General features: G+C 66.0%; 16 protein-coding genes. 7 read left to right on the plus strand and 9 right to left on the minus strand.

Features of this window, described 5'->3' with window-relative positions:
- The first annotated feature begins 206 nt into the window (after positions 1-206).
- Complete coding sequence (locus GY937_15180) at positions 207-377, plus strand: hypothetical protein (protein MCP5058047.1); 171 nt, start codon at positions 207-209, stop codon at positions 375-377.
- 186 nt (positions 378-563) lie between these two features.
- On the opposite strand, the gene GY937_15185 is transcribed toward GY937_15180, so the two are convergent.
- Positions 564-1,808, minus strand: a complete 1,245-nt coding sequence (locus tag GY937_15185; GenBank protein MCP5058048.1) for an LLM class flavin-dependent oxidoreductase — start codon at positions 1,806-1,808, stop codon at positions 564-566.
- 71 nt (positions 1,809-1,879) lie between these two features.
- Here GY937_15185 and GY937_15190 point away from each other — a divergent pair, with 71 nt between their 5' ends.
- Entirely contained in the window at positions 1,880-5,170 is a 3,291-nt protein-coding gene (locus GY937_15190) for a hypothetical protein (protein MCP5058049.1), read from the plus strand.
- 5 nt (positions 5,171-5,175) lie between these two features.
- Here the strand turns inward: GY937_15190 and GY937_15195 are convergent, their stop codons facing one another.
- Positions 5,176-5,964 carry an SDR family oxidoreductase gene (locus tag GY937_15195; protein MCP5058050.1) on the minus strand — a complete coding sequence of 263 codons (789 nt, stop codon included), beginning with the start codon at positions 5,962-5,964 and terminating at the stop codon, positions 5,176-5,178.
- Between the two features lie 96 nt (positions 5,965-6,060).
- On the opposite strand from GY937_15195, the gene GY937_15200 reads away from it, so the two are divergent.
- The gene (locus GY937_15200) at positions 6,061-8,538 is read left to right on the plus strand and encodes a hypothetical protein (GenBank protein MCP5058051.1); all 2,478 of its coding nucleotides are present in this window, start codon (positions 6,061-6,063) and stop codon (positions 8,536-8,538) included.
- Here GY937_15200 and GY937_15205 read toward each other — a convergent pair.
- The 7 genes from GY937_15205 to GY937_15235 form a co-directional block, all read right to left on the minus strand.
- A complete protein-coding gene (locus GY937_15205) occupies positions 8,486-9,562 on the minus strand; it encodes an AI-2E family transporter (protein ID MCP5058052.1) in 1,077 nt (358 codons plus the stop codon). The genes GY937_15200 and GY937_15205 overlap by 53 nt on opposite strands.
- Complete coding sequence (locus tag GY937_15210) at positions 9,559-10,374, minus strand: class I SAM-dependent methyltransferase (GenBank protein MCP5058053.1); 816 nt, start codon at positions 10,372-10,374, stop codon at positions 9,559-9,561. Before GY937_15210 ends, GY937_15205 begins: the two co-directional genes overlap by 4 nt.
- The gene (gene purB / locus GY937_15215; GenBank protein MCP5058054.1) at positions 10,337-11,713 is read right to left on the minus strand and encodes an adenylosuccinate lyase; all 1,377 of its coding nucleotides are present in this window, start codon (positions 11,711-11,713) and stop codon (positions 10,337-10,339) included. Before purB ends, GY937_15210 begins: the two co-directional genes overlap by 38 nt.
- A gap of 18 nt (positions 11,714-11,731) precedes the next feature.
- Positions 11,732-15,586, minus strand: a complete 3,855-nt coding sequence (gene purL / locus GY937_15220; GenBank protein MCP5058055.1) for a phosphoribosylformylglycinamidine synthase — start codon at positions 15,584-15,586, stop codon at positions 11,732-11,734.
- A gap of 211 nt (positions 15,587-15,797) precedes the next feature.
- Positions 15,798-16,379, minus strand: a complete 582-nt coding sequence (locus GY937_15225; GenBank protein MCP5058056.1) for a hypothetical protein — start codon at positions 16,377-16,379, stop codon at positions 15,798-15,800.
- 243 nt (positions 16,380-16,622) lie between these two features.
- A complete protein-coding gene (locus GY937_15230; GenBank protein ID MCP5058057.1) occupies positions 16,623-17,801 on the minus strand; it encodes a hypothetical protein in 1,179 nt (392 codons plus the stop codon).
- 48 nt (positions 17,802-17,849) lie between these two features.
- Positions 17,850-19,808 carry a hypothetical protein gene (locus GY937_15235; GenBank protein ID MCP5058058.1) on the minus strand — a complete coding sequence of 653 codons (1,959 nt, stop codon included), beginning with the start codon at positions 19,806-19,808 and terminating at the stop codon, positions 17,850-17,852.
- A 349-nt stretch (positions 19,809-20,157) separates the two neighbouring features.
- On the opposite strand from GY937_15235, the gene GY937_15240 reads away from it, so the two are divergent.
- The 4 genes from GY937_15240 to GY937_15255 are packed head-to-tail and all read left to right on the plus strand — an operon-like array spanning position 20,158 to position 22,618.
- Entirely contained in the window at positions 20,158-20,877 is a 720-nt protein-coding gene (locus GY937_15240) for a hypothetical protein (GenBank protein ID MCP5058059.1), read from the plus strand.
- Positions 20,874-21,764 carry a hypothetical protein gene (locus GY937_15245; GenBank protein ID MCP5058060.1) on the plus strand — a complete coding sequence of 297 codons (891 nt, stop codon included), beginning with the start codon at positions 20,874-20,876 and terminating at the stop codon, positions 21,762-21,764. Before GY937_15240 ends, GY937_15245 begins: the two co-directional genes overlap by 4 nt.
- Entirely contained in the window at positions 21,761-22,177 is a 417-nt protein-coding gene (locus tag GY937_15250; protein MCP5058061.1) for a hypothetical protein, read from the plus strand. Before GY937_15245 ends, GY937_15250 begins: the two co-directional genes overlap by 4 nt.
- A gap of 12 nt (positions 22,178-22,189) precedes the next feature.
- Positions 22,190-22,618 (plus strand): outer membrane lipoprotein-sorting protein, encoded by a 429-nt coding sequence (locus GY937_15255; protein ID MCP5058062.1) that lies wholly within the window; start codon positions 22,190-22,192, stop codon positions 22,616-22,618.
- Positions 22,619-22,846: the final 228 nt, after the last annotated feature.

Raw genomic sequence — 22,846 nt, forward strand, 5'->3', positions numbered from 1 at the left:
AAGGTGACAGTCTGTGCGGTAGTATCCGGCTTCATGAAGGGGCCCTTGTTGAGGGGAAACGCGTGTCGCAACACGTTTCTACCGCAACTGGGGCCTTCTTCAATTCAAGAACGAGACTTCTTCATGAATTTTCCGGGCTAGAGGGCACAGGGGCAAACCTGGGGCTCGATTTCTTGGATCTGTCCTCGAGGGAGACCCATTCCCTGATGCTTGCGGTAGACCACCGCTTTACGATCACCGTCGACGAGTCCGAACTCGGACTCCATCTGGCCCTCGCAGGGCTGGGTCTCGTGGGCCTGGCTGTGCTGAGTTCGCGAGTCAGGCCAGGAGTAGCACGGGTGGACGATGCCCTGCGCACTCGCCCACGAGGCGCGTAACGCGATTCATCGAGTGAGACATGGTGCCGGTCTGGTGTGGAAATCGAGCCCGGGCGGATTCTGCATTGGCGTGAGCAAGCCTGGATGTACTCCACCCGACGGGTTTCATGGTCTTGGCAGGCAATCGAAGCGCCTCGGCCTCGATTGCCACCGCGGCATCTGGCATCGAGAGTGGGTCGACCCGAATCAGACGCTCCCGGAGGTCTGGGCCTTCATTACTGAGGCGCGAACGACCGGGATGTCGCTGTCCGTGATGGGCTGCATCCAGGGCTTTCGCTTCAGGGCGGCCTCGACGTAGGGAGCAAGCTCCGCGTTCTTCTTTTCCTGGCGTGCGATTTCCCCGGCCTTGAACTCAGGAAGCACTTCGTCGCCGAAGAGCTGGAGCGAGGCGCAGATGTTCTGGTGGGTATTCCTTCCAACCTGTTGCAGGAAGATCACCTGATCGACGCCTGCGTCGGCCAGATCGTGGAGATAGCGGCGGGCATCGGCGGGAGTACCGATGCAGCTCGAGTAGGCGTCGCCGGCTGCAGAGGCTTCAGCGATCTTCTTCTCCGTTCCGCCTTTGCCGCGCTTGGCCTGGAACTCGCCCCAGAGATCCGTACGGCCCGGCACCTGGTCCTGGGCGACGAGGGCGTTGAGTGCGTAGCCGAAGAACTCGAAACCCTCCTGGCCACGGCGGATGGCTTCGGTTCGGTCCTGGTGGAGTGAGAAGCCTGCCACCAACGCGATGTTGGGGTTCACGCTGTGGCCGAGTGGCACGCATTCGTCGCTCTTGAGGATGTCGTAGTAGATGTCGACCCAGCTCCGTGCCTCGTCCGGAGACACGAAGCTGAACGCCAATGCACCGAGCCCGTTCTGGGCTGCGAGCTTGATCGTGTCGCGGTTGGTGCAGGCGATCCACATCGGGGGATGCGGCTTCTGGCGGGGCTTGGGCAGCACGTTCCGGCACGGCATCGAAAAATGCTCGGATTCGAAACCGGGGTAGGGATCGAGCACCATCATGTTGGCGATCTGTTCGGCGGCTTCGAGCGACATGGCCCGCTTGTGCTTGGCCGGAATGTCGAAGCCGTGGAGTTCGAGGCGCGTGGCGCCTTCTCCGATTCCGAAATCGACCCGACCGTTGGAGATCAGGTCGAGGGTGGCGATGCCTTCGGCGGTGCGGGCGGGGTGGTTGTAGTTCGGAATGACTTGGCGGATTCCGTGGCTGAGCCGGATGTGCTCGGTGCGGGCTGCGGCCGCCGCCAGGAAGACTTCGGGGGCCGACGAGTGCGAGTACTCGTCGAGGAAGTGATGCTCCACCTCCCAGGCGTGGTCGAAGCCGAGCCGATCGGCGAGCACCACTTGCTCGAGGGCCTCTTGCAGTAGATTGAACTCGTCGTCCTCGGACCAGGGCTTGGGGAGCTGATGCTCATAGAAAATGCCGAACTTCATGGCGGGAAACTAACCCAGCCGGGTCGCCTGCGAGCCCTCAAGCGGCGATCTTGCGAGGTCGATGCGTAGGCATGGGAGTGCCGGAGGCTTTCGTTTCGGACCACGCCGGCGTTCTCGATGCGCATGCGCAGGCATGGGCACGCCAGCTGACCGAAGGTGGCGCGGCACAGCCGTCGGGCCGCATTCGCCGCGGCCTGGAGCTCGCTCGCCAGGCGGTTCTGCGCAAGGGCAAGGAGATCATCCAGGAGCATTGGGACGTCGGACTCTTCGATGTGGCCTTCGGTTCGCTGAAGGCGTTCGCCCTCTATCCCATGTTGTTCTTCGCGGATCTCACCTGGACGATTCCCCTGCTCGAGTACGGGCCGTTGAACACCCAGGGGTGGACGGCGGGCTACCTCTTCTTGCGCCGCGAGTGGTTGTCGATGCTGGGCAAGCGGCGTTTCGGCCGGAGCCTGAAGGACCTCTTCGCGTTTCGGGACGGGCTGTTGCGCATGCAGCCCCGGGACGCCCGGAGTGTGCATCGGTTCATCCTGGACGGAACGCAGTACACCTTGCGGATCCGGCGCGGGCAGCTGCTGCATCGCTGGCGGTTGCTGCGCGATGGCGCGCCCGAGGCCAACGTGATGCTCCAGCGGGAGCTGCGATCGCTCGTGACCGATCCTGCGTTCGTGTTCCGTGCGAATCCGCTGCGAAACAACGCGCCGCTCTACGAGCGGGTGCTCCTGGCGCGGATTCTCGCCGAACCTGTCAGCCGTGGACGACTTCTCGCGCGTCTTCGGCCAGAGCCCGTACTGATCGGTCCGCCGGCGCGCCTGCGCGATGCGATCGGCGAGCAGGGCTCGGCGCTTGCGGTGGCGCGGGTGGTGGCCGCTGGGGATGCCCTGGTAGCGGCGCTTCGGCAGCGCTTTGGCAGCGGATTCTCGGCTCTTTCGCTGTCGTTGCGGTGGACCCACTGGAGCTACCAGCGCCACATCTACCGTCGGCTGGCAAAGCAGGAGAGGCTCGGCTGTCGCGTGCTCGTCGACTGGATGGACGCAAAGCGGCCATCCCCCTTCGAGGCCGATCTCGAGAGGCGTGAGACCGAGACGATCGCCTGGATCGGCGCGATGGAGGCCTTTGGCGAACGAGCACGGGCTGCGCAGGGGCGCGAGGCGGCCGCGACGATCGTCGACGAGGGGATCCGGGAGGCCCGGGAGCGTGGGCTGCAGGTGAGGCTGGCGCGTTTGGCGCGGGCACTCTCCCCGACGCTGCGTCGTCTGCGCAGCCGGCCACCGGAGCCCGTTTCGGCGCCCGCCTGGGAGCGGCTCGCCAGCCTCGAAGCCCATCTCGAGGAGCGTTGGAGCGAGCTGATCGTTGGCGGATTCGGCTACACGGGCGTGCGCCGAGCCCTCGTCAAGGCCGCGCCGAGCACGGATCACCTGGAAACGGCGAACCTTGCGCAGCGCGAGTTCCTGGCCCGGCTCGACGATCACCTGCGCGTCTTGCATGCCGCCCACGTCCAGGAGGTGCGCGCCAGGCTTGGCCAGGCGATGCATCAAGTCTGGGATTTCCTGGGGCCGCGTCGAAGTCGTTCCTTGCGCCGCGAGCACCACCGGATCGAAAGGCTGGGCGAACAATACCTGGAGCTGGAGTCGCTCTACGGAACGGTTCGAGACCACCGTCGGATTGCCTGCTTCCAGAAGTTCCATGTCGCGGCCGTGGCATTCTCCGCGCGCCTCCGCTCCCTCGATCCGACGGCGCCGCTCGAGCCGAGCCTGAGTCTCGGTGATCGGTTCGCCCGGTTTGGGCGGGCGCTCGGAACGGCCGGCGCGCGCAGCCGGGCCGGGCTACGCGGTGTGATGCATCTGATGGCCGGCCTTCGGCTCGCGCTTTCCAGCTCAGGGCGGGAACGCTCCGGCACTCCGTTCACCGCGCACGTCGATGGGATGTTCCGGGAGCTCGGCAATCTCCTCGGCTTGCGTGTGAGCGTCGAGGGCAGGGAGCACATCCAATCCGAAGTCGCCGAAGGCGAGGTCGAGATCCTCACCCCAGCCCATCGGCACGGCGTGACGGACAACATCACCTTCGCCGCGCTCCGCCTGTCGGATTATCTGGTGTTCAATGCGGTCGACCAGCTGCCGGTCTTCCCGCGCTTCCTGAAGAACCGGATTGCATCGGCCCCGGGCCTGATCGCAGTCGGCGGGGGGCGGGGCTCAGCGGTCGAGCGGGCCGTGGCCGCGGTGCGCGAAGGTCGCTCCCGCCGCATCCTGATCTATCCCGAGGGCAGCGTTTCCGAAGGGCTCCGCGCCACACGGCCCACGCGGCCGGGTTTCGGCACGGGCTTGGTCGAGGCGTTGCGCGCGGCGGTGGGTGGCGTGCGGATCACCCCGATCACGTACCTCGACAACGCCCGATTCCTCGACCTTCCCGCGCGCAGCCGGAGTGAGTTGGAACAGCGTCGTCGTGTGGTGGTCAGTCCACCGCTGGCGGCGGATGCCGTGGAGCGCATCGCGGAAGTGGGCGGAGGCGAGGCGTTGAACCGCATGGTGCGCCTCGCGTGGCTCGAGACACTCGTGACCGACGAGCAGCTCTGGCTCGGAACCGAGCGGGTGACGAGCTTGCGGCGTCGCCTCGATGAGGAATTCGAGGGAGCCTCCTACTGGGGCTCGCTCGAATCCGCACCGGTTGCGGGGCCCTTGAGCCCCTTGCTGGGGAGCGGGGTGGTACGGACCAGCGAGGAGGCTTGCTTCGGGCGACGCGTGCGCGTGCTGCGATTGCCCGACGACGCCAAGGATGCTGGCGGCATCATCCTCCTCGAGGAACTGGCCACGCCGGGTTCCCTCGAACTCGTGCTCGGCATCCGGGATCCGGCCCATATCTATCTGAACGTCGGCAGCCAGCGCTTCGATGGCGACATCTTCCGGCCGCTGCGAGTACGCACGAAGGAATCGATCTACGGTGGGCTGGCGCTCCGCTTCGTCGGGTTGCCGTCCCAGGCGGTGTTGGCGATCCGGCGCGAGCTCGAGCGCCTGGCCGGGCGGGAATATCGAACCTTTACCTGTGCCCATTCAGCCTGTCAGGTGATCGGCCGCGCCGCGCAGGTTCGCATCGACGATCACGGAGAATGGCGGCCCCTGGTTCCGAGTCACATCCTGCCGACGCGAACATTGCGCAAGTTGATCACCCACGGTGTGCTCGACCACGTGGGCCGCAGGGTCGAGGTCGAGATCTACAAGAGTGACGACCGCACGATCGAGGAGATCCTCGGCGCGATGCGTGCGAGCGAATGGCAGATTGCCCGAGACCACGTGGAAATGGTCACCCACGGATTCGGCCGTTGGCTCCGCTCGCTTCGTCCGGGGTCGCGTCCCGGAAAGAAGTAGCCGGCCTACTCGAAGGCGCGCGGCATCTGCAGGTTCAACGCTGCCAGGCCACCGTTCACGCCGTAGATCTCACCGGTCACATAGCTTGCAGCGGGTGAGGCGAGGTAGAGGGCGCACGCGGCGATGTCTTCGACCTCGCCCAGCCGGGCCATCGGTGTCAAGCGGATCATCTCCTCGCGGATCTCGTCGGTCAGTACGGTGGCGAGGGCATCGGTCTCGATGGAACCCACGGCGATTGCATTCACGCGTACCTTGGGCGCGAAATCCTGGGCCAACTCGCGGGTCATGTAGGAGAGGGCGGCCTTGGCCGTTCCGTAGGCCACGAATCCGGGCGAGACTTCGCGCCCGGCGACGGACGAGATGTTCACGACCGAGCCGCCGCCGGCCGTTTCGACCATCTTCGGAACCGCGAGCCGCGTCAGCACGAAGGCGGTCGTCACGTTGAAGCGGAACGCGCCTTCGAACTCCTTCTCGCTGGTGCGGAGCGCTGGCTTGGGCGGGAAGCCTCCGGCATTGTTGACCAGGATGTCGATCTTCCCGAACTCCTGCAGTGTGGCATCGACCAGATGCTCCAGTTGGCTGCGCTCCAGGACATCACAGGGGACGGGTAGGGCTCGGCGCCCCAGCTTGCGCACCGCCTCGGCCGTGTCTTCGATGTCGGCCGGCGTTCGGGCGGCACAGACGATATCGGCACCTGCCTCTGCATAAGCCAGGGCAATGGCGCGGCCAATGCCCCGGCCTGCGCCGGTGACGATGGCCACCCGGCTCTCGAGCTTGAATCGATCGAGGATCATCGTGGCTCCAAGGCGATGGAAGCTGGGATGCTACCCGATTCCGACCCGCCGAAACCTGAGCAGCAGAAGGTGGAGAGCGTTCGTTACTCTCCCCCGGTGGCTCCCCCCGCTCGTCACCGTCGGTGGATCGCGCCGATCCTGATTCTCCTGCTGCTCCTGGCCGGTGCCGTGGGTTGGGCGCAGACTCGGCATGGCTTCCAGCGCTTCTGGCTCCCCCTTGCGGCTCGTCTGGTCGGCGGTACCTGGAGTGCGGAAGACGGGCGGCTCGGCCTGGGCGGATCTTTCGAGGTCGATGGCCTGCGTTTCGATGTGCCCGATCTCGCGAACGGAGAGGTTGCCACCCTGCGCTTGGAGTGGAGCCCCCTGGCCTCCTTGCGGCAAGGCGTTGCGGTGGTCGAGACCCTTTCCATGGCCGGCGCGAACCTGGAACTCCACGAGAGCGATTCGGAGGCCGCAGCAGACGCTGAAGCGCAAGCGCCGGGTGGGAGTTCGGCTTCGCTGGGTTGGCCCCAGATCGCACACGCTCGGGTCGACGACGTGCGCATTCGCATCGGCTCCGGCCCTACAGGGCTCCTGATCGGTCCGATCACCGCGGAAGTCGACGACCTCGTCGTTCCCGCGAGCGGTGCACTCGAACTCCTCGTGCCGCTCGCCCGTGGCGGTGAAGATGAGGGAGACCGGGGCAGGCTGACGGCGGCTCTGGGTTTCTCGCCGGCCGAGGTGGACACCGGGAGCGGCGCTTTCGAGGGAAACCTGGAGCTGAGCCTCGATTCGCACGAGCGCAGCCCGATCGTCCTGGCGCTTCGGGGCGAGGGCGGCACGGCCGGCGAGAGCGTCGAACTCAGCGCGTTCGAACTCGACCTGGCAGCAAAGGGGAATCGTCTCTTCGAGGTGCGGGGTTCCGGTGCGTTGTGGCCGGAGGCTCTGCTCGACGCGAATCTGGCCTTCGGCAGGGTCGGTCTCCTTGCGCGCTTGCTAGGCGTCGCATCGCCCATCGCGAAGGTTTCGGGCGACGTGCATGTCGAGGGAAGCCTCGATGAGCTGGTCATCGAGCCGGCTTTGGAGGTCGATGCCTTGCGCGGTGAGGAAGACGTGCCCAGCCCGTTCTCGGAATCCCTGAACATCGGTGGCCGCATGACGTGGCAACGGCTGGAGCAGACGCTTCTGCTTGCGCCGCTCGAACTTGCCGGAGCCTCTGCGAACGGGCTCGGGGGTCTTGCGGTGGAGGGTTCACTTCAGCCTGGGCGGAGCGCGGATCTGGCGATCACCGCCGAGGGCCTCGATCTGCTGCCGTGGCTCCGTCTGGCCACCGGGGTGGTGGGCATTTCCCAGGTTCACGGGCGCACGAGCGGCTCCGTCGCGTTCCGACAGGACGGGAGCGAAACGCTCGTGGAAACAGATCTCGCGCTCGACGTGAGGGCTCCGCCGGCGGATGAGGGCGAAGCGAGCGCCGGTGTTCCGCTGCGATTGAAGCTCGAGAGCCGCCAGGCCGCAGGGAGCAAGGGACGGCTCGAAGGCAACGCAACGCTGGGCGGGCCCGGTGTTTCTGATGACAAGGGAACGGCCCGCATGACCTGGGAGCGGGAGTCCACCGACGGAGGCTCGCAGTGGCGGCTGCGAGCGGATATTCCCGACTTCGATTTCACTCCCCTGGGCACGCTCTGGGAGGGTATGACGGATGAGGAAGAGGATCCGGAGGGCGGGACACCCATTTCGAGCGCCGCCGCCGACGCGCCAGAGGAGGGCAGGGCAGACCTCTTCGACGTGGACGTGTCGGTCGGAACCGTTCGATTCCGGGATCTTCCGGTGGGCGAGGGTCGCGCGCGCGCGCAGCTCGGTGGCGAGAGCTGGGAGGTACGCGTGGAGGATCTGGCCCTCGCGGAAGGCCTCGTGGATCTCGAGGCCCACGGAGGCCCTCATGGCGGTGGCGAGCGGATCGGCTGGGACCTCGTCGTGTCGGACGTGGATCTCGCACCGCTCCTGGCGGCGGCCTCTCCCGACGGTGAGGGCCAGATGAGCGGCCGGCTTTCCGTGATCAGCCGTGCGGAGGGCGTGGCGGAGCCCGGGCAAGACGTGCTGACTGCCCCCACCGGAAACGTTTCCTTCGAACTCAGCGAGGGGCGGGCCTCGGGTCTCGGTGTGCAGCAGGTACTGACGCAGGTGGCCGAGATCGCCCAGTTCGCCGTGATCGACTACGACGAAGTGGAGGGCGAATACCCGATCGAGAACGGTCGCGTCCTGATCGATGAGCTTCGCCTCGATGGTGCCGCCGTTCATCTCATCGCGACCGGTGAGGTCGGCGCGCGGGACGTCGATCTCGTGATCAATCCGCGCCTTGGCCCGAGCCTGCGGGCGATGGTGCCGGGCGAGATGCTCGGTAGCGTCCTGGGCACGGCCAATCAGCTCCTGGCGTTGCCGATCGTCGTGACGGTCAAGGGTCCTGTTCCGGGTTTCGAGATCCAACTCGAGCCGGCGGCACCCTCGGTGCTTCAGGGCAGTTTTTCGGGGGTCGAGGAGCTGCTCACGCCGGAGGCTCCGGCACAGCCTCCGCCTTCTCCGCCACCCGGGTCGTAACCGCGGAGACGCGCCCCGCCATCAGCTCGGCCACGGGCCGGCTGCCTTCGAAGCGCTCCAGGAAGATCTTCAGGACGGCCGTGATCGGCGTCGCGAGCAGCATGCCGACGATGCCCCATAGCATGCCCCAGAAGATCAAACTCATCAGGATGCTGATCGGGTGGAGATCGAGCGCATCGCCCATCATGCGTGGCTCGATCACGTTGCCTACCACGCCCTGGATGCCGCCCGGAATGGCGATCGCCAGGATCGCGGCCAGGCTGGAGACGTTTGGATCCACCAGCACGACGGGAAGGGGCAGCAGGGTGGCGATCGCCGAGCCGATGTTTGGAATGAAGTTCAACAGGAAGGCCAACAGGCCGAAGACCATCGCCAGAGGGATGTCGAGGATCAGCAGGGTGAGCCCGACCAGCAGACCCGTCACCGCCGAGACGACGATCTTGCTGAGCAGGTAGGTCTGCACGCGGGAGGCGACCTTGCCCCAGGTTCCCCCTTGAGTCTGGGCCTGCGAGCCCCCCAACAAGAGGAACAGCACGAAGATCAGGACGAGCAGGGATTGGGAGAGCAGGTTCGCCAGTGCACTCGTCGTGCGGCCGAGCATGCCGGTGACCGACGAGACAGGGATGCGGGTCAGCGTGTCCAGATCGAGGGCACTCGCTGTCTCCTGCAACGGCCCGGGCAGGATCGCGATGGTCTGCTCGATCAGCTTCTCCAATTGCTGCGAGTAGAGGCTGGCGTTGTCGCTGAGTTGGCCGAGGGAGGCCGATACGAGGGTGCCGACGCCTGCCAGGACCAGCACGCCGCCGGTGAGCGTGGCGGGCAATGCCAGCGCCTGGGGTACGCGCGCGCGTTCGATCAGCTGGTTGCGCACCATGTCCAGGCCAAGGGCGATGAAGAGCGCCAGGACGAAGGGAATCATCACCGGTCGCAGCCAATACAGCGAGGCGGCCGTTGCGATGGTTGCAAGGATCACCAGGCATACGCTCTGGACACGAGCCTCGAGCGGTGAGACCGGCCCGTTCATGCCTTGCCGCCTGCCTTGCCTAACGTCCAGATCGCCCAGCGATGCACGAACGTCGGTTGATCGGCCTCCATTGCCAACTCGATGCCCTGCCCGCAGCCGGATTCCGCCAGGGTACGCATGGCCAGGAGAAGAGGCTCGGTTCGTTCCGGTGCATTCACGATGGACGCCCACTCGGCGAAACCGCGGCGCTTGTCGAGTCTTTCGCAGCCCTGCTCGTTCAGGCCGGCCTGTGCAACCAGGGCCCTCATTTCCGATTCCGGCAGCAATCGCACGTGGCTCGGATCCCGGAGGATTTCGAGTGCGTCTTGCAGCGCAGCCTCCGCCGGATCCTCGCAGCCGAGGAGGTCGGCGATGACGAGTGTGCCGCCCGGGCGGAGAACTCTTGCCATCTCGCGGAGTGCATCGCCAGGCGCTTCGAGATGGTGGAGCGTCAGCCGGGTGACGACGGCATCGAACTGCCCGTCGTCGAACGGCATGGCCAGCATCGAACCCACCTGGATCTCTGCCCCGGTCAGGTCGGCTTCCTGGCAGGCGATCTTCGCTCGCTCCACCATCGCCGGCGTCAGATCGAGTCCGCAGACCTCTGCGAAATCTGCACCGACCGCAGCCAGAACCACGCCCGGCCCGCAGCCGGCGTCGAGCAGGCGCCCCTTTCCGTCGCCTGCCAGGCCGTCGCGGATCGCACGCAGGATGTCTTCCGCATGGAAGGTCGGCGCAACGGAGAGCACAGGGGCTTGCTGGGTGAAGGCCTGGCGGATCCGGTCGTCGTGCACGTCAGTCGCTGCTCGGCTTGCGAGCTTGCCCCGCGGCATTGCCGAGGTAGGTCTCGGGTCGCAATTCCCGGAGGCGGGCCTTGGCGTCTTCCGGCAGGTCGAGCCCGTCGACGAAGGCGATGAGCGCCTCGCGATCGACCCGTCGGCCCCGGGTGAGTTCCTTCAGCTTCTCGTAGGGCTCCTCGATCCCATGGCGTCGCATCACCGTCTGGATGGCTTCCGCCAGCACTTCCCAGTTCTGATCGAGATCCGCGAGCAGCCGCGCTTCGTCGACCTCGAGCTTCGCCATGCCCCTGCGCATCGCCTGCAGGCCGACGACCACGTAGCCCGCAGCCGAGCCGACATTGCGGAGGACGGTCGAGTCCGACAGGTCGCGCTGCCAGCGCGAGATCGGAAGCTTTTTCGCCAGATGCAGGAGCAACGCGTTCGCTACGCCCAGGTTGCCCTCGGCGTTCTCGAAATCGATCGGGTTCACCTTATGCGGCATCGTCGAGGAACCGACCTCGCCGGCCTTGGTCTTCTGGCGGAAATAGCCGAGAGAGATGTAGCCCCAGACGTCTCGCGCGAAGTCGATGCCGATCGTATTCGCCCGGGCCAGGGCATGAAAGAGCTCAGCCATGGCGTCGTGAGGCTCGATCTGACTCGTGGTCGGGTTCCAGGTGAGCCCGAGGGCTTCGACGAATCCACGCGAAACGGATTCCCAATCGATCTCCGGATAGGCGGCCAGGTGGGCATTGTAGTTGCCGACCGCACCGTTCAGCTTGCCCAGGATTTCGGTCCCCGCCAGGTTCCGGCGGGCCCGTGTGAGGCGGGCCGTGACGTTGGCCAGCTCCTTGCCGAGCGTCGTGGGTGTCGCCGGCTGGCCGTGGGTTCGCGAGAGCATCGGCGTATCGGCCAAGGCCTCGGCACGCTCCTGCAGCTCGCTGAGCCAGCCGTCGAGCTCCGGAAGCAGCACCTGCTCCCGCACATCCCGCAGCATCAATCCGTACGCCAGGTTGTTGATGTCTTCGGAGGTGCAGGCGAAGTGCACGAACTCCTTGACGGCCTGAAGCTCGGGAAGCTCGTCGAGCCGTTCCTTCAGGTAGTACTCGACCGCTTTCACGTCGTGGTTGGTCGTGGCTTCGATGGCCTTCACCCGCTCGGCGGCGGCTTCGTCGAAATCGTCGGCCACGGCGGCGAGGTGAGCCCGGGCGGCGTCGGAGAGAGCCGGCACTTCCGGGATGCCCGGTTGCGCAGCCAGGGCTCCGAGCCAGGCCACTTCCACCTGAACGCGGTACCGGATCAGGCCGTATTCACTGGCGAGTGCCCGCAGGGCCTCGGTCTTGTTGCCGTATCGCCCGTCGAGAGGCGATACCGCCGTCAGGCTCGAAAGCTGCATTCGTCCTCCTTGCAAAGCCTAACCGACCCAGCGCCGCGCGTTGTGGAAGAGCTGCATCCAGGGTCCCTCGTCCTGGGTCCACTCCGGGGGCGCCCAGGAGTGCTGGACCGTCCGGAAGACGCGCTCCGGGTGGGGCATCATGATCGTGAAGCGTCCATCGCGGTTGGTCAGCCCGGTGATGCCGCCTGGTGAGCCGTTCGGGTTGGCCGGGTAGCGCTCCGCCGGGTGTCCATGGCCATCGACGAAGCGCAGGGCGATGCCTTCGGGCTCGCCCTCCACGGCTGCCCGGCCTTCGCCATGGGCCACGGCGATGGGCAACCGGGCGCCCTGCATGTCCTTCAGCAAGATGGACGCGCTCTCGGTGATTTCGACCAATGCCAGGCGCGCCTCGAACTGCTCCGAACGATTTCGCAGGAACCGTGGCCAGGCGTCGGCACCGGGAATCAGTTCGGCCAGGGCGGAGAACATCTGGCAGCCGTTGCAGACACCGAGGCCGAAGCTGTCCTCGCGTTCGAAGAACGTCCGGAAGGTCTCCCGGGCACGCTCGTGGAAGAGGATCGATTTGGCCCAGCCTGCGCCAGCCCCGAGCACATCTCCGTAGGAGAATCCGCCGCAGGCGACCAGGCCGCGGAAGTCCATGAGGTCGACTCGGCCCGCCAGGAGATCGCTCGTGTGGACATCGCCACATTCGAAGCCTGCCCGGTCGAAGGCCGCGGCCATTTCGATTTGACCGTTCACACCCTGCTCGCGGAGGATGGCGATGCGGGGCCGTGCGCCGGAAATGTTCGGAGCGCTGCCGGGAAATGCGGGCGGGAGGTGGACGGAGAGTCCCGGGTCTTCCAAGTCGATCCGCGCCGCTTGTTCCTCGTCCGCGCAAGTCGCATCGTCGCGCAATGCCTGGAGGGCGTGGCTGGTGGCGGACCACCACTCCCGCAAGTTCGCCCGGGATTCCCGGAAGATCTCGATTCCCCGGCAGTCGATCGTGATGTCTGTATCGTCGCAGGGGATGGCGACCTGCGAGACGGCACCTGCGAGACCGTGGCGGGCGAAGGTCGACGCCACGGTTTCCACGTCTTCCCTTCGTACCTGGACGACGACGCCAAGTTCCTCGGCGAAAAGGCTCGGCAAGCATTCCTCTTCGCTTGCATCGAGTTCGATTCGCAATCCAGAGCCACCTGCGAAGGCCATCTCGAAGAGTGTGGCGACCAGGCCCCCATCCGAGCGGTCGTGATAGGCCAGGATCTTCTGCCCGGCCTTCAACTCGGCCATGGCGGCCGCAAGACCGCGGAGCCGGGCCGGGTCGTCGAGGTCGGGTGCCTCGTCGCCAACCTGCCGGTAGACCTGGGCCAGGGCCGAGGCCCCGAGTCGTTTCGCGCCTCCGGCCAGATCCACGAGCAGCAGCACGGTCTCGCCCGTGTCCCTTCGCAGCTCCGGTGTGAGGCTGGCGCCGGCGTCGCCTACCGGCGAAAACGCGCTGACGATCAACGAGAGCGGTGAGGTGACGCTTCGCTCGGCACCGTCTTCGCGCCAGACGCTGCGCATCGAAAGGGAGTCTTTTCCGACCGGCACGGCGATGCCGAGGGTGGGGCAGAGCTCTTCTCCGACGGCGCGCACGGCATCGAACAAGCCCGCGTCTTCCCCGGGATGCCCCGCGGCAGCCATCCAGTTGCAGGAGAGCTTCACGTGGCCGAGGCCCGGCACGTCCGCGGAGAGCAGGTTGGTGAGCGCCTCACCGACGGCCATTCGGGCCGAGGCGGCAGGGTCGAGCAGGGCGACCGGGGTGCGCTCCCCCATCGCCATGGCCTCGCCGGCTCGGGTGTCGTAGCTGGCGGTGGTCACGGCGGCGTCGGCCACGGGCACCTGCCAGGGGCCGACCATCGGGTCTCGTGCAATCAGCCCCGTGACCGTGCGGTCACCGATCGAGATCAGGAAGGTCTTGTCCGCGACGGCGGGAAGGTGAAGGACGCGCCGGATGGCATCGCGAAGATCCACGCCGGAGAGGTCCAGGGCTTCCGGCTCGAAGGCCAGGCGCTCCGCATGGCGCTGCATGCGCGGCGCCTTGCCAAGCACGATCTGCAGCGGAAGATCGATCGGTGTCTCACCGAGGGTTTCGTCCGTGAGTTGGAGCTGGCCGTTGTTGGTGGCTTCACCTAGCAAGGCGAAGGGACATCGCTCGCGTTCGCAGATTTCTTCGAAATCCGCCATGCGCGCGCCTTCGATGGCCAGCACGTAGCGTTCCTGGGCTTCGTTGCACCAGATTTCGAGGGGCGACATGCCCGGGTCGTCGTTCGGGATGCGGCGCAATTCGAAGCGCGCCCCACGGCCGCTTTGATCGACGAGTTCGGGAAGCGCATTCGAGAGGCCGCCGGCGCCCACATCGTGGATCGAGAGGATCGGGTTCTCGTCGCCCTCGGCCCAACAGCGATCGATGACTTCCTGACAGCGTCGTTCCATCTCCGGATTCCCGCGCTGCACGGATGCGAAGTCCAGATCCTCGGCGCTGGTACCACTCGCCACCGAGGAGGCCGCACCGCCCCCGAGGCCGATCAACATGGCCGGCCCGCCAAGCACGACGATGGGTGCCCCGGGCGGGATCTCCTGCTTGTCCACGTGCTCCATGCGAATGTTGCCGAGGCCCCCCGCGACCATGATCGGCTTGTGGTAGCCCCGTACCTCTCGGCCGCCGGGGCCCACGATTTCTTCTTCGAAAGTCCGGAAGTAGCCGCAGATGTTCGGGCGGCCGAACTCGTTGTTGAAGGCGGCACCGCCGATCGGGCCCTCCAGCATGATGTCGAGGGCGGAGGCGATCCGGGCGGGCTTGCCGAAATCCTGTTCCCACGGCTGCATCGCGCCCGGGATGCGAAGGTTCGAGACGGAATAGCCCGTGAGGCCGGCCTTCGGCTTGGCGCCGCGGCCCGTGGCGCCTTCGTCGCGGATCTCTCCGCCGGAGCCGGTCGCAGCGCCGGGGAAGGGCGAGATGGCCGTCGGATGATTGTGGGTCTCCACCTTCATCAGGATGGCCACCGGCTCGGGATGCGCGGCGTAGACGCCGCTCTTCGGATCGGGGAAGAAGCGTGTCGCCTGAACTCCGGTGATCACCGATGAGTTGTCATGGTAGGCGGAGAGCACGCCATCCGGTGAGCGATCGGTGGTGTGGCGGATCATCTGGAAGAGTGAGCGGGGCTGATGCTCCCCATCCACGAACCACTCGGCGTTGAAGATCTTGTGCCGGCAATGTTCCGAGTTGGCCTGGGCGAACATCATCAACTCGACGTCGGTCGGGTCCCGGGCGAGATCGCGGAAGGCATCGACCAGGTAGTCCACCTCGTCCTTGGCCAGGGCCAGGCCGAGCCGGGCGTCGGCTTCTTCCAGGGCCTCGCGTCCGCGAGCCAGGAGATCCACCCGGCCGAGGGGCCGCGGCGGAAAGCTCTCGAACAAGCGCTCGGCCTGGTCGGCCTCGCTGAGGACGACCTCGGTCATCCGGTCGTGCAGCAGTGCGCCGGCTTCCGAGAGGGTTTCCGCTTCGGCGCCGGCCAGGAGATAGCGAGTCCCTCGTTCGACGCGCAGGACCTGCTCGAGCCCGCAGATGTGCAGGATGTCCGTCGCTTTGGAGGACCAGGGCGAGCGGGTGCCCGGCCGCGGAATCACCCACACCTGCGGGATGGCGGAATCGGGCTCTGGCCCTACCGGCCCCTCCGTGAGCAGGCGTTCGAGCCGTTCACGCTCCGCGGGTGCAAGTGCCCCTTGGATCTCTACGAAATAGACGTACTCGGCCGAGAGCTGGTGCACCGCCGGAAATCGGGTGCGGATCAGCGCAAGGGCCCTGGCGGCACGCGCCTCACTGAGCGCGACCGCTCCTCGGAGCTGGAGCATCGGGGTCCTCGAAAGCAGAAAGGCGACGGGGGGTTCGAGGGACGCCGGCATTCTAGGCACTCCGGCGGTGCTTGCCCATTCGGAACCGCGAAAGGGTCCGCCGCCGAGCCGGAACGCGAGAGCAGAGGCCGGATTCCAACGTCCGCAACTGGTGCCCGAGAGGTCCTGTGCGTTCGGCCTTCGCCTCGCTCGGAGGGGCCGGGGCCGGCCTTCAGGCCTTGCGGGTCCGCCGCCGCGCGCCCGTACGAACGATCAGGGCGCCAAGCCCGAACACCAGGGCCGCGCTCGGCTCCGGAATCGCCGGGCTCACCTTGAAGGACAGGTCGATGCCGTAGCCGCCCTTCACCGGTGTCTTGCTGGGAGCGAAGTTCTGGCCCCAGAGAGAAATCACGCCGCCGGAGAAGCCGTTGGCCGGGCCCGACATGTTCTGGTTCACGAAGTCGAACGTGCCGAGGCTGCCGATCGTCAAGCTCCCGAGGGAGGCGCCGCTCGCCACGGAGAAATCTAGGCTTCCGGACACCACCTGGGAGGTTGCGCCGATCAACAGATTGCCCGAGATGCCGCTGAAGGCATTGCCGGTCTGATTGGCCGTCAGGCTGCCCGTGACTGTCTGGTTCGGGGTCGTGCCGCACATCCAGTAGCCACCGCTGCCGCAGGCATCGGCCGCATGCAGCCAGGAGTAGCTGAAGCCGGGGACGCTTCCCGTCTGCACGTCCAGCGTCACCGGAATGGCGAGCGCCTGGATGGGCGCCATGAGAAGGACCAGAACGGTGAGAGAACGTACGAGCAGCATGAAGACACCTCTTTGATGGAGCGGATTCTGCCAGGTGAGTGCCTCCAGGTGAAGCTCCAGTGACCTCGCATTTCGCTCGCGATCCGCAGGAACCCCTGGAAGTCCTCGGGTTCACTTCAGAAATTGATGCGGGACAAAATGCACCCATATCATCCCCTTACCCCTGGCTTCGGTAGGTCGCGCCGATTGATCGCTCTTCGGTTGGGCCCGGCCCGTGGGGCTCGGCTTCATGACGCTTCCCGGCTAGAGGAGCCCCTCGTCGCGCAGCCAATGCTCGACCGCATCCGCGGCCAGCGCGTGGCCGGCTGGATTCCAGTGGGGATCGTGCTCGAACTTGAGGTCATGCCCCCTCTTCTTTGCGAAGGCATCGTCGAGAGGCAGGTAGGGTACGCCGATTCGACGCAGGGTCGCCGTGAGCAGTTCACGTGGGTCCGGCGCGCCTCCGATGCTGATGATCACGAGTTGCGCACCGTGCCGCCTGGTTTCCGCATCGAGGGCCTCGATCAGTGCGCGGCTGATCCGGAAGTCCTGATTGCGGCCGGGTTTGGGAGGCCGCGTGGGCGCGTCGAACTCGATCCATTCGCGGGTGGGGGATGCGCTAGCGGCGGGCGAGGTCTTTGCTGCGCGCGTCGGTACCACGGCGGGTGAACTCTTCGCTGCTCGTGCCGGTACCGCGGCGGGTGGATCAGGTTGCGCCCGCCACGCCCGCCAGGCATTCCCGAGATGGCTGCGCCACTCCCAGACACGGTGGAGCACGTAGGTGCGCTGTCGCAGGAAGCGGCCGACCTTCTCCCGCAGGCTCGAGCCAGGGACCGGCACGCCTGTCAGCTGGAGCGCGCCTTCGGCGTCGAAGACGAATTGGGGCTTGGGGTAGCGATAGCGACGACTGGCGTTGTTGTCCTCGACATCGTTGGGATGGAACAGATAGAGAACCAGGTCGGGTGCGTAGCGGTGCCCCTCTTCGCGAAAGAAGAGCAACTGCTGGTCTGTTCCGTAGCCGGCCACACTCGCGTTGACGAATTCCGTGTCCGGGAAGCTGCCCTCGAGCAAGTCGGGGAGTAGTTCGCCCCGCTCGACGCCGTATCCGAAGCCGAAAGAATCCCCAAGAAAGAGCACGCGTCTCCGGCCGGCAATGCGCTCGGTGGTCACTGGATCGTCCCGGAACCCCTGTGTGTTCGTCGCGACGCTCACCTCGAAATCCCGGTGGATGTGACGGCCCTGGGCCGACGGCACATGGGCCCAACCGAGCAGCGGGTCCTGGCTCCAGAAGCTCTGCACTCCCTGCTGGGGCGCCCACGCGCGAACAAAGAGGCGTGCCCCCACTTCGAACAGGCCTAACGTGAAGCACACGGAGAAAGCCACGAGCGCAAGGTTGGGCAGCCATCGGTGAAATTGGTTGCTCACCACCGCGGGTTCAGGCATGGGGCGCCGATTCTAACGGATGGACCCGGGCCGGCCCGCCTCCACGGGTCATCCTTGATCGGCGCTCCGAGGCTGGCTTTCGACGTCAGGCGGAGAGAGATCGGCGACCGATCCTGGCCGGTAGCGGAAGACAGCCCGGCGGTATTTGTAGAAGACACCGTCGAATTCTCCCACTTTCTCGAAGAACCCGGGGCGCTCGAGCAGCGCGATGGCGGCGGGGTTTCGTTTCCGTGCAAGCTGGGGCCGGTCGAAGCTGACGAAGAGCGGAAGGCTTGTCTCGTCTGCCTCTTGCATCAGCGCGATCAAGCCGTCGGGATCCCGCAGGCTGCGGGCGGCGGGGTCGTAATAGTCCAGATCGCCGTAGACGGTGCCGGTCATCACCGACCGGGTGGCGGCGGGGTCGCGATGGGGCGGCCAGCCGAACGCCTCGAGGAGTTCGAAGGTCGGTTCGATGGAGCGCGTTCGCAGGGCGTCGCGCATCGGGTGGCTTGCCATCGCGTAGCTCGCCCCGAAGGACAGGGCCAGCATCCCGATCACGCCCTTCCGAGCGGCACCTCTGGGGAAGGCCTGGCCGGCCCAGACGACGCCCAGCGAGATTCCCGCGATGACTCCCGGCAGCGCGTGGATCACATACCACTCGTAGAGGTGATCCCCACGTATCGCCGCGAACGCGATCGTCAGCGGCCCGGGAAGCACGAGCACGGCCAGAGCGAGCCTTCCCGCGACGCCGCTCCGCGCCAGGCGAACGCATCCGAGGACGAAGGCGGCGAGGGATGCGGCGATGAGGATCGGTAGCAGGATGGGATGGCTTTCGAACAACCCAGCCATCGTGACGAAGCCTTCGCGAGGCTCTTCACTCGACGTGCCTAGCAACATGAGCAAAGCCGTCTTACTGAGGAACTTCATCGTGATCGGACTGGTCCAGCTCTTCGCGTACTCGAGGAATTGCATCATGTTGGCAAGGTTCAGTTGGAGCCAGACCAACCCTGCGAGTAGTTCCGTCATCGCGAACCGAAGCAACGGCGATGCATCAGCACCCGCGTCACGGGTTCGGGTCTTCCAGAGCCGCCCGAGCACAGCCGCGTTGATCACGATGAGCACGAAGATCGTGCCCGGATAGGTCCAGAGCAGGAGGATCTGGCAGGCGCCGTAGACCGCAAAGCGGGGCCAGCTAGCACGCTCGAGCACCCGCAGTCCGAAGATGATCAAGAGCGGAAGAAGCGCGAGCATCAACGAGTAGCCGCGTACCTCACTGGCGTAACGCAAGTACCAGGGGTGCAGAGCGAGAATCCACGCCGCGAGGACTCCCGCGACCGGGAAGCCCAGCCGCGCGAGTAGCCCGGCCAGCGTCGCGATGCCGACGATTCCGAAGAGCAGGGCGGGCATGCGCACGACGGTCTCGACGGCGCGACGATCCTCCGGCTGGGCGAGCGTGCGCCAGCCGTCCCAGCTGAGGCGAGCGAGGATCGAATACGGGACATGGTTGTTGGGCTTCTGGTAGAAGAAGAGCGTGTTGCCCCAGGAAACAGGCTCGAACTCGATTTCGTTGGCGTCGTTCACTTCGTAGGCGCCAGCGATCGAATGGACCACCATGTACTTCTCATCGGTCCAAAGCGAATCGTCGAGTCGCGGAGCCGCACTGATCGCGAGGGCGAGCATTGCCAGGGCGGTTCCTGTCAGGAACATGGGGTGCCAACGCGTTGCTGGGGAAACCAGTGCAGGGCCGCAGGTCGCTCGACCGGGTCGAGCCCAATGGCGGAAGCTCGCAATCAAGGCCAGCAGCACGCCGACATTGACCAACGTGATCCAGAACAGGTAGGCGCCCGCGTAATCCTTCGGCCGGAGCGTTTTTCCGGCCTCGGCTCGCTCGGCAAAGGAGAGCCCAAACGGGTCCGGCCCCAGCACCAGGAACGCCATCGCGGGAAGCAGCAACAGGCCCAAGAAAACGCGGACGCGCACTGGCCAGACGGACTCGACCTCTCCGCCTTCGATCGCTGATGCCCTCACGGTTCTAGCCCCCAAGGAGAGGAGTTTGGGCCAGCCGCGTGAAGAGAGCGAGAGCATCAAGCCTCTCGTGTTTGGCCCGCCCAGGCTGCAACCGGGCCCTCCCCCAGGGGACGAACGGTCTCTTTCAGTTCTCGCAGGAGTCTATTGTTGGACAGGTAGCTCCCATTCTTAGGGCATTCGTCGTAGAATGCCGTTTGAAATGCTCCGGCCCGTACCCCCCAGCGGGCGGTCAGCGAGGTGTAGCCGCGCGGCCGCACTCGCATTCACGTTCGCGATCCTTTCCTTCTCCGAGGGAGCACTTGCCACGGAGTGTGCTTCCTGGCCAGGCGAGCCCGCGCCCTTGCCTACGGTGGGGCACCCCGAACGAGGCCTCTCGGTTTGGGCCCAGGCTCGTAGGGCTGAGCTCGATCGCCTGGCAAGCGTGCTGCAGGAGGTCGATTCCCTGGAGGCCTATCGCTTCTGGACTCATGCCCGGTGTCTGGACCCCTCGGACCCCGACCTCTTTCGCCGGGCAGCGGAGGCGGCGTCGGGTGTGATTCATCGCGCCTCTACGGAGTTGGAGTCGAGCCCCTTCGACACCCAGACCACCGGAGCGGAAACCCTGGAGGGAGCCATTCGCTTGGCCATGCGTCCCCTCGGTTCGTCTCGCGAGCCGAACCCGGTGGCTCCCCGTCCCTCGTCAACCCGAGACGCTTTGCGCGTCGCGATCCTTCCTCGGGAGGCCCCGAGCGCCGAAATCCCCGCGGCTTCAAGCACATCGGCGGACGCCCTCGATGTCGTGTTGATGAACGTGGAGCGGATGATCGATGAGGCACGCTTTCGCAGCGCTCTCGAAGCGTTGCCGGAGGTTCGGGAGGCAGCCGACGCTCTGCCGGATGAGGCCGGCCGCAAGGAGCGTGTGGCGCGGGCCGAGCTGCTCGCGGGGACCGCGCAGATCGCTTTGGGCCAACCGGATCAGGCGCGGAAGCACTTCCGCCGCGCCATTCAGGCGAGCCCAGGGTTGGAACTCCGCGCGTCCACGCCGCCGAAAGTACGTCGCGCATTCGAAGCGGTCCGGAGTGGGACATGAAGCGCTCACGGATCGGAATCTCTCTCCGGATCGGCCGCCTCATCGCGTTCGGATGCCTTTCCCTGCTTGGATGCCAGACTTCGGTCCCGTCGGCACAGGCGCAACTCTCCGTTGTCGTGCACAGCGGCTTCGGGGTACCGAGTGCACCGCTTGGCGATTTGTCCGCAACGATCGCGGTGTTGGTGGACGCTCGGGGAAGCGATGGAAACGCTTCCCTGCGCCGCGCTGCTGCATTTCTCGCAGTGCTTCCGGAGCCCGGCCAGGTTCAGGTGCATGTGGTTGGCCACCAGCGGGGTGATGCCTGTGATGCGGGCGATTCCCTCGCGGAGGTGGGTCGGAGGGAGCTCTCTGCCCGGCTCGGAGGATTGGAATCCGCCCGAGCAGGATCCCTGGCCGGTGCCCTCGCCATGACCGGGGCGCGCATGGAGAATGAGGTGGAGCGGCTCGTGGTCTTCAGTGCTGGACTCGAGGATTCCTGCTCCGATGTGTGCGCTGCCGCCGGGCAGTTGGCAGCGGCGGGGATCTGGCAAGATTGGGTCGTACCTCCGGAAGCGACGTTGCCAAGCTGTCTTGCAGAGCTGGCGCCGCGTATCGAACGCCCCGGATCTCTCGTTGAGAAACTGACGGTGGCCGTCCCCTCCTTTCAGGTGCACGGTGGAAGCGCCCCGACGGCCAACGCGCTCGCCAGAGGTCGTTCTGGGGATGCCGTTTCTCTCGCGCCCGGCGACTTCACCGTGCAGTTGGACCTTTCTCCCGCGGAAGTGGTCGGGCCCGTGCGCCTCCGAGCCGGAGAATCCATCCGCGTGGTGGTTGTCGATTTCCCCATGACCGAGCCACCACTGCGGACCTGGTGGATCGAGCGAGAGGAAGGAGGAGCGCGGCCATGAAGAGGTTGGCGTGGTGGGCTGGACTCGTGTTTGCAGCCGGATGCATGGGCCTCGTCATGCCCTCCCCGGTGCCGGCGTCGCCTCTCGAGGACGCGCTGCCCTCGGTCGAGGATCCGTTGCTTCAGGTTTCGGGTCGCGAGGTCATCGAGCGGGCGTTCGAGAACCTGTACGGCGTTGATCTGGCTCAGCAGATCGAAATCGTAACTCGCAAGCGCGGCCGGGTTTCGCGTCGCCACGCCGTCACCGTGCTCCGCAAGAAGATCCGCGGCCGGTCGCATACGCTGCTCGACTATCGGCTGGGCAATGAGCTGTACGGCTTGCGGACGCTGCGCATCGAGCACGCTCGCGGCAGCTACGACCGGTTCATCTTCGCTCCCGAGCTGCAACGCGTCCGGCGCTTCACGAGTGCCTAGCGTGCGGACCGTGTGCTCGGCACAGCGCTCCATCTCGAGGATCTGGAAGTGAACCATGCGGACCAGTTTGCAATCGTTGGCCGCAGCGTCGAGGCGCGTGGGGCGGAGCGGGTGCACCGCGTCAGCGTCGAGCCGTTTCGTCCTACCGACTACGAACGTGCCGATCTGTGGGTGGAGCCCAAGAACTACGCGATTCGCGAGGTGCGATACTACCGGGCCGGGTCCGAATCTCCGAGCCGTACGATCATCGCGCCTCCCGAGGAGATGGTGCCGTTCCCGGGTCACCTTCTTCCCAGCCATTGGGTGATCGAGGGTACCGAGAAAGATGTCACGACCGATGTCTTCTTTCGTCGGATTCGTGTCGCCCCGGATGTCCCTGACGAACTCTTTTCGGTGCGAACGCTGGAAATGTCGTCGAAGCTTCCTGCGTTCTCGAAATAGGATGCAAGCGGTGAAAGAGGAATTCGACCCGTTCTCGCTGACCGCGAACGTTGCGATGTATGTCGAACGTCCGGAGATGGACCGGGCGCTAGCCCCAATCCGTCGTTAGATCTGGGCGTCTGAGGGTATTGGTCCGGGTCAGGCGGCGAGTTGTTCGAGTGCCCGATTGAATCGTTTGCGGGTGGAGGGCTCGGCAGCGATCCGCAGCTCGGCGCGCCCCTGAGGCCG

This window comes from bacterium (genome assembly GCA_024228115.1).
In the GTDB taxonomy this organism is placed as follows: Bacteria; Myxococcota_A; UBA9160; order UBA9160; family UBA6930.

Excerpts from the sequence above, each read along its gene's own strand:
- GY937_15250 (MCP5058061.1), top strand. The coding sequence starts at position 21,761 with ATGAAGAGGTTGGCGTGGTGGGCTGGACTCGTGTTTGCAGCCGGATGC.
- GY937_15245 (MCP5058060.1), top strand. The coding sequence starts at position 20,874 with ATGAAGCGCTCACGGATCGGAATCTCTCTCCGGATCGGCCGCCTCATC.
- GY937_15195 (MCP5058050.1), bottom strand. The coding sequence starts at position 5,964 with ATGATCCTCGATCGATTCAAGCTCGAGAGCCGGGTGGCCATCGTCACC.
- GY937_15205 (MCP5058052.1), bottom strand. The coding sequence starts at position 9,562 with ATGAACGGGCCGGTCTCACCGCTCGAGGCTCGTGTCCAGAGCGTATGC.
- GY937_15230 (MCP5058057.1), bottom strand. The coding sequence starts at position 17,801 with ATGCCTGAACCCGCGGTGGTGAGCAACCAATTTCACCGATGGCTGCCC.
- GY937_15185 (MCP5058048.1), bottom strand. The coding sequence starts at position 1,808 with ATGAAGTTCGGCATTTTCTATGAGCATCAGCTCCCCAAGCCCTGGTCC.
- GY937_15190 (MCP5058049.1), top strand. The coding sequence starts at position 1,880 with ATGGGAGTGCCGGAGGCTTTCGTTTCGGACCACGCCGGCGTTCTCGAT.
- GY937_15180 (MCP5058047.1), top strand. The coding sequence starts at position 207 with ATGCTTGCGGTAGACCACCGCTTTACGATCACCGTCGACGAGTCCGAA.
- purL (MCP5058055.1), bottom strand. The coding sequence starts at position 15,586 with ATGCTCCAGCTCCGAGGAGCGGTCGCGCTCAGTGAGGCGCGTGCCGCC.
- GY937_15210 (MCP5058053.1), bottom strand. The coding sequence starts at position 10,374 with ATGCCGCGGGGCAAGCTCGCAAGCCGAGCAGCGACTGACGTGCACGAC.
- purB (MCP5058054.1), bottom strand. The coding sequence starts at position 11,713 with ATGCAGCTTTCGAGCCTGACGGCGGTATCGCCTCTCGACGGGCGATAC.
- GY937_15225 (MCP5058056.1), bottom strand. The coding sequence starts at position 16,379 with ATGCTGCTCGTACGTTCTCTCACCGTTCTGGTCCTTCTCATGGCGCCC.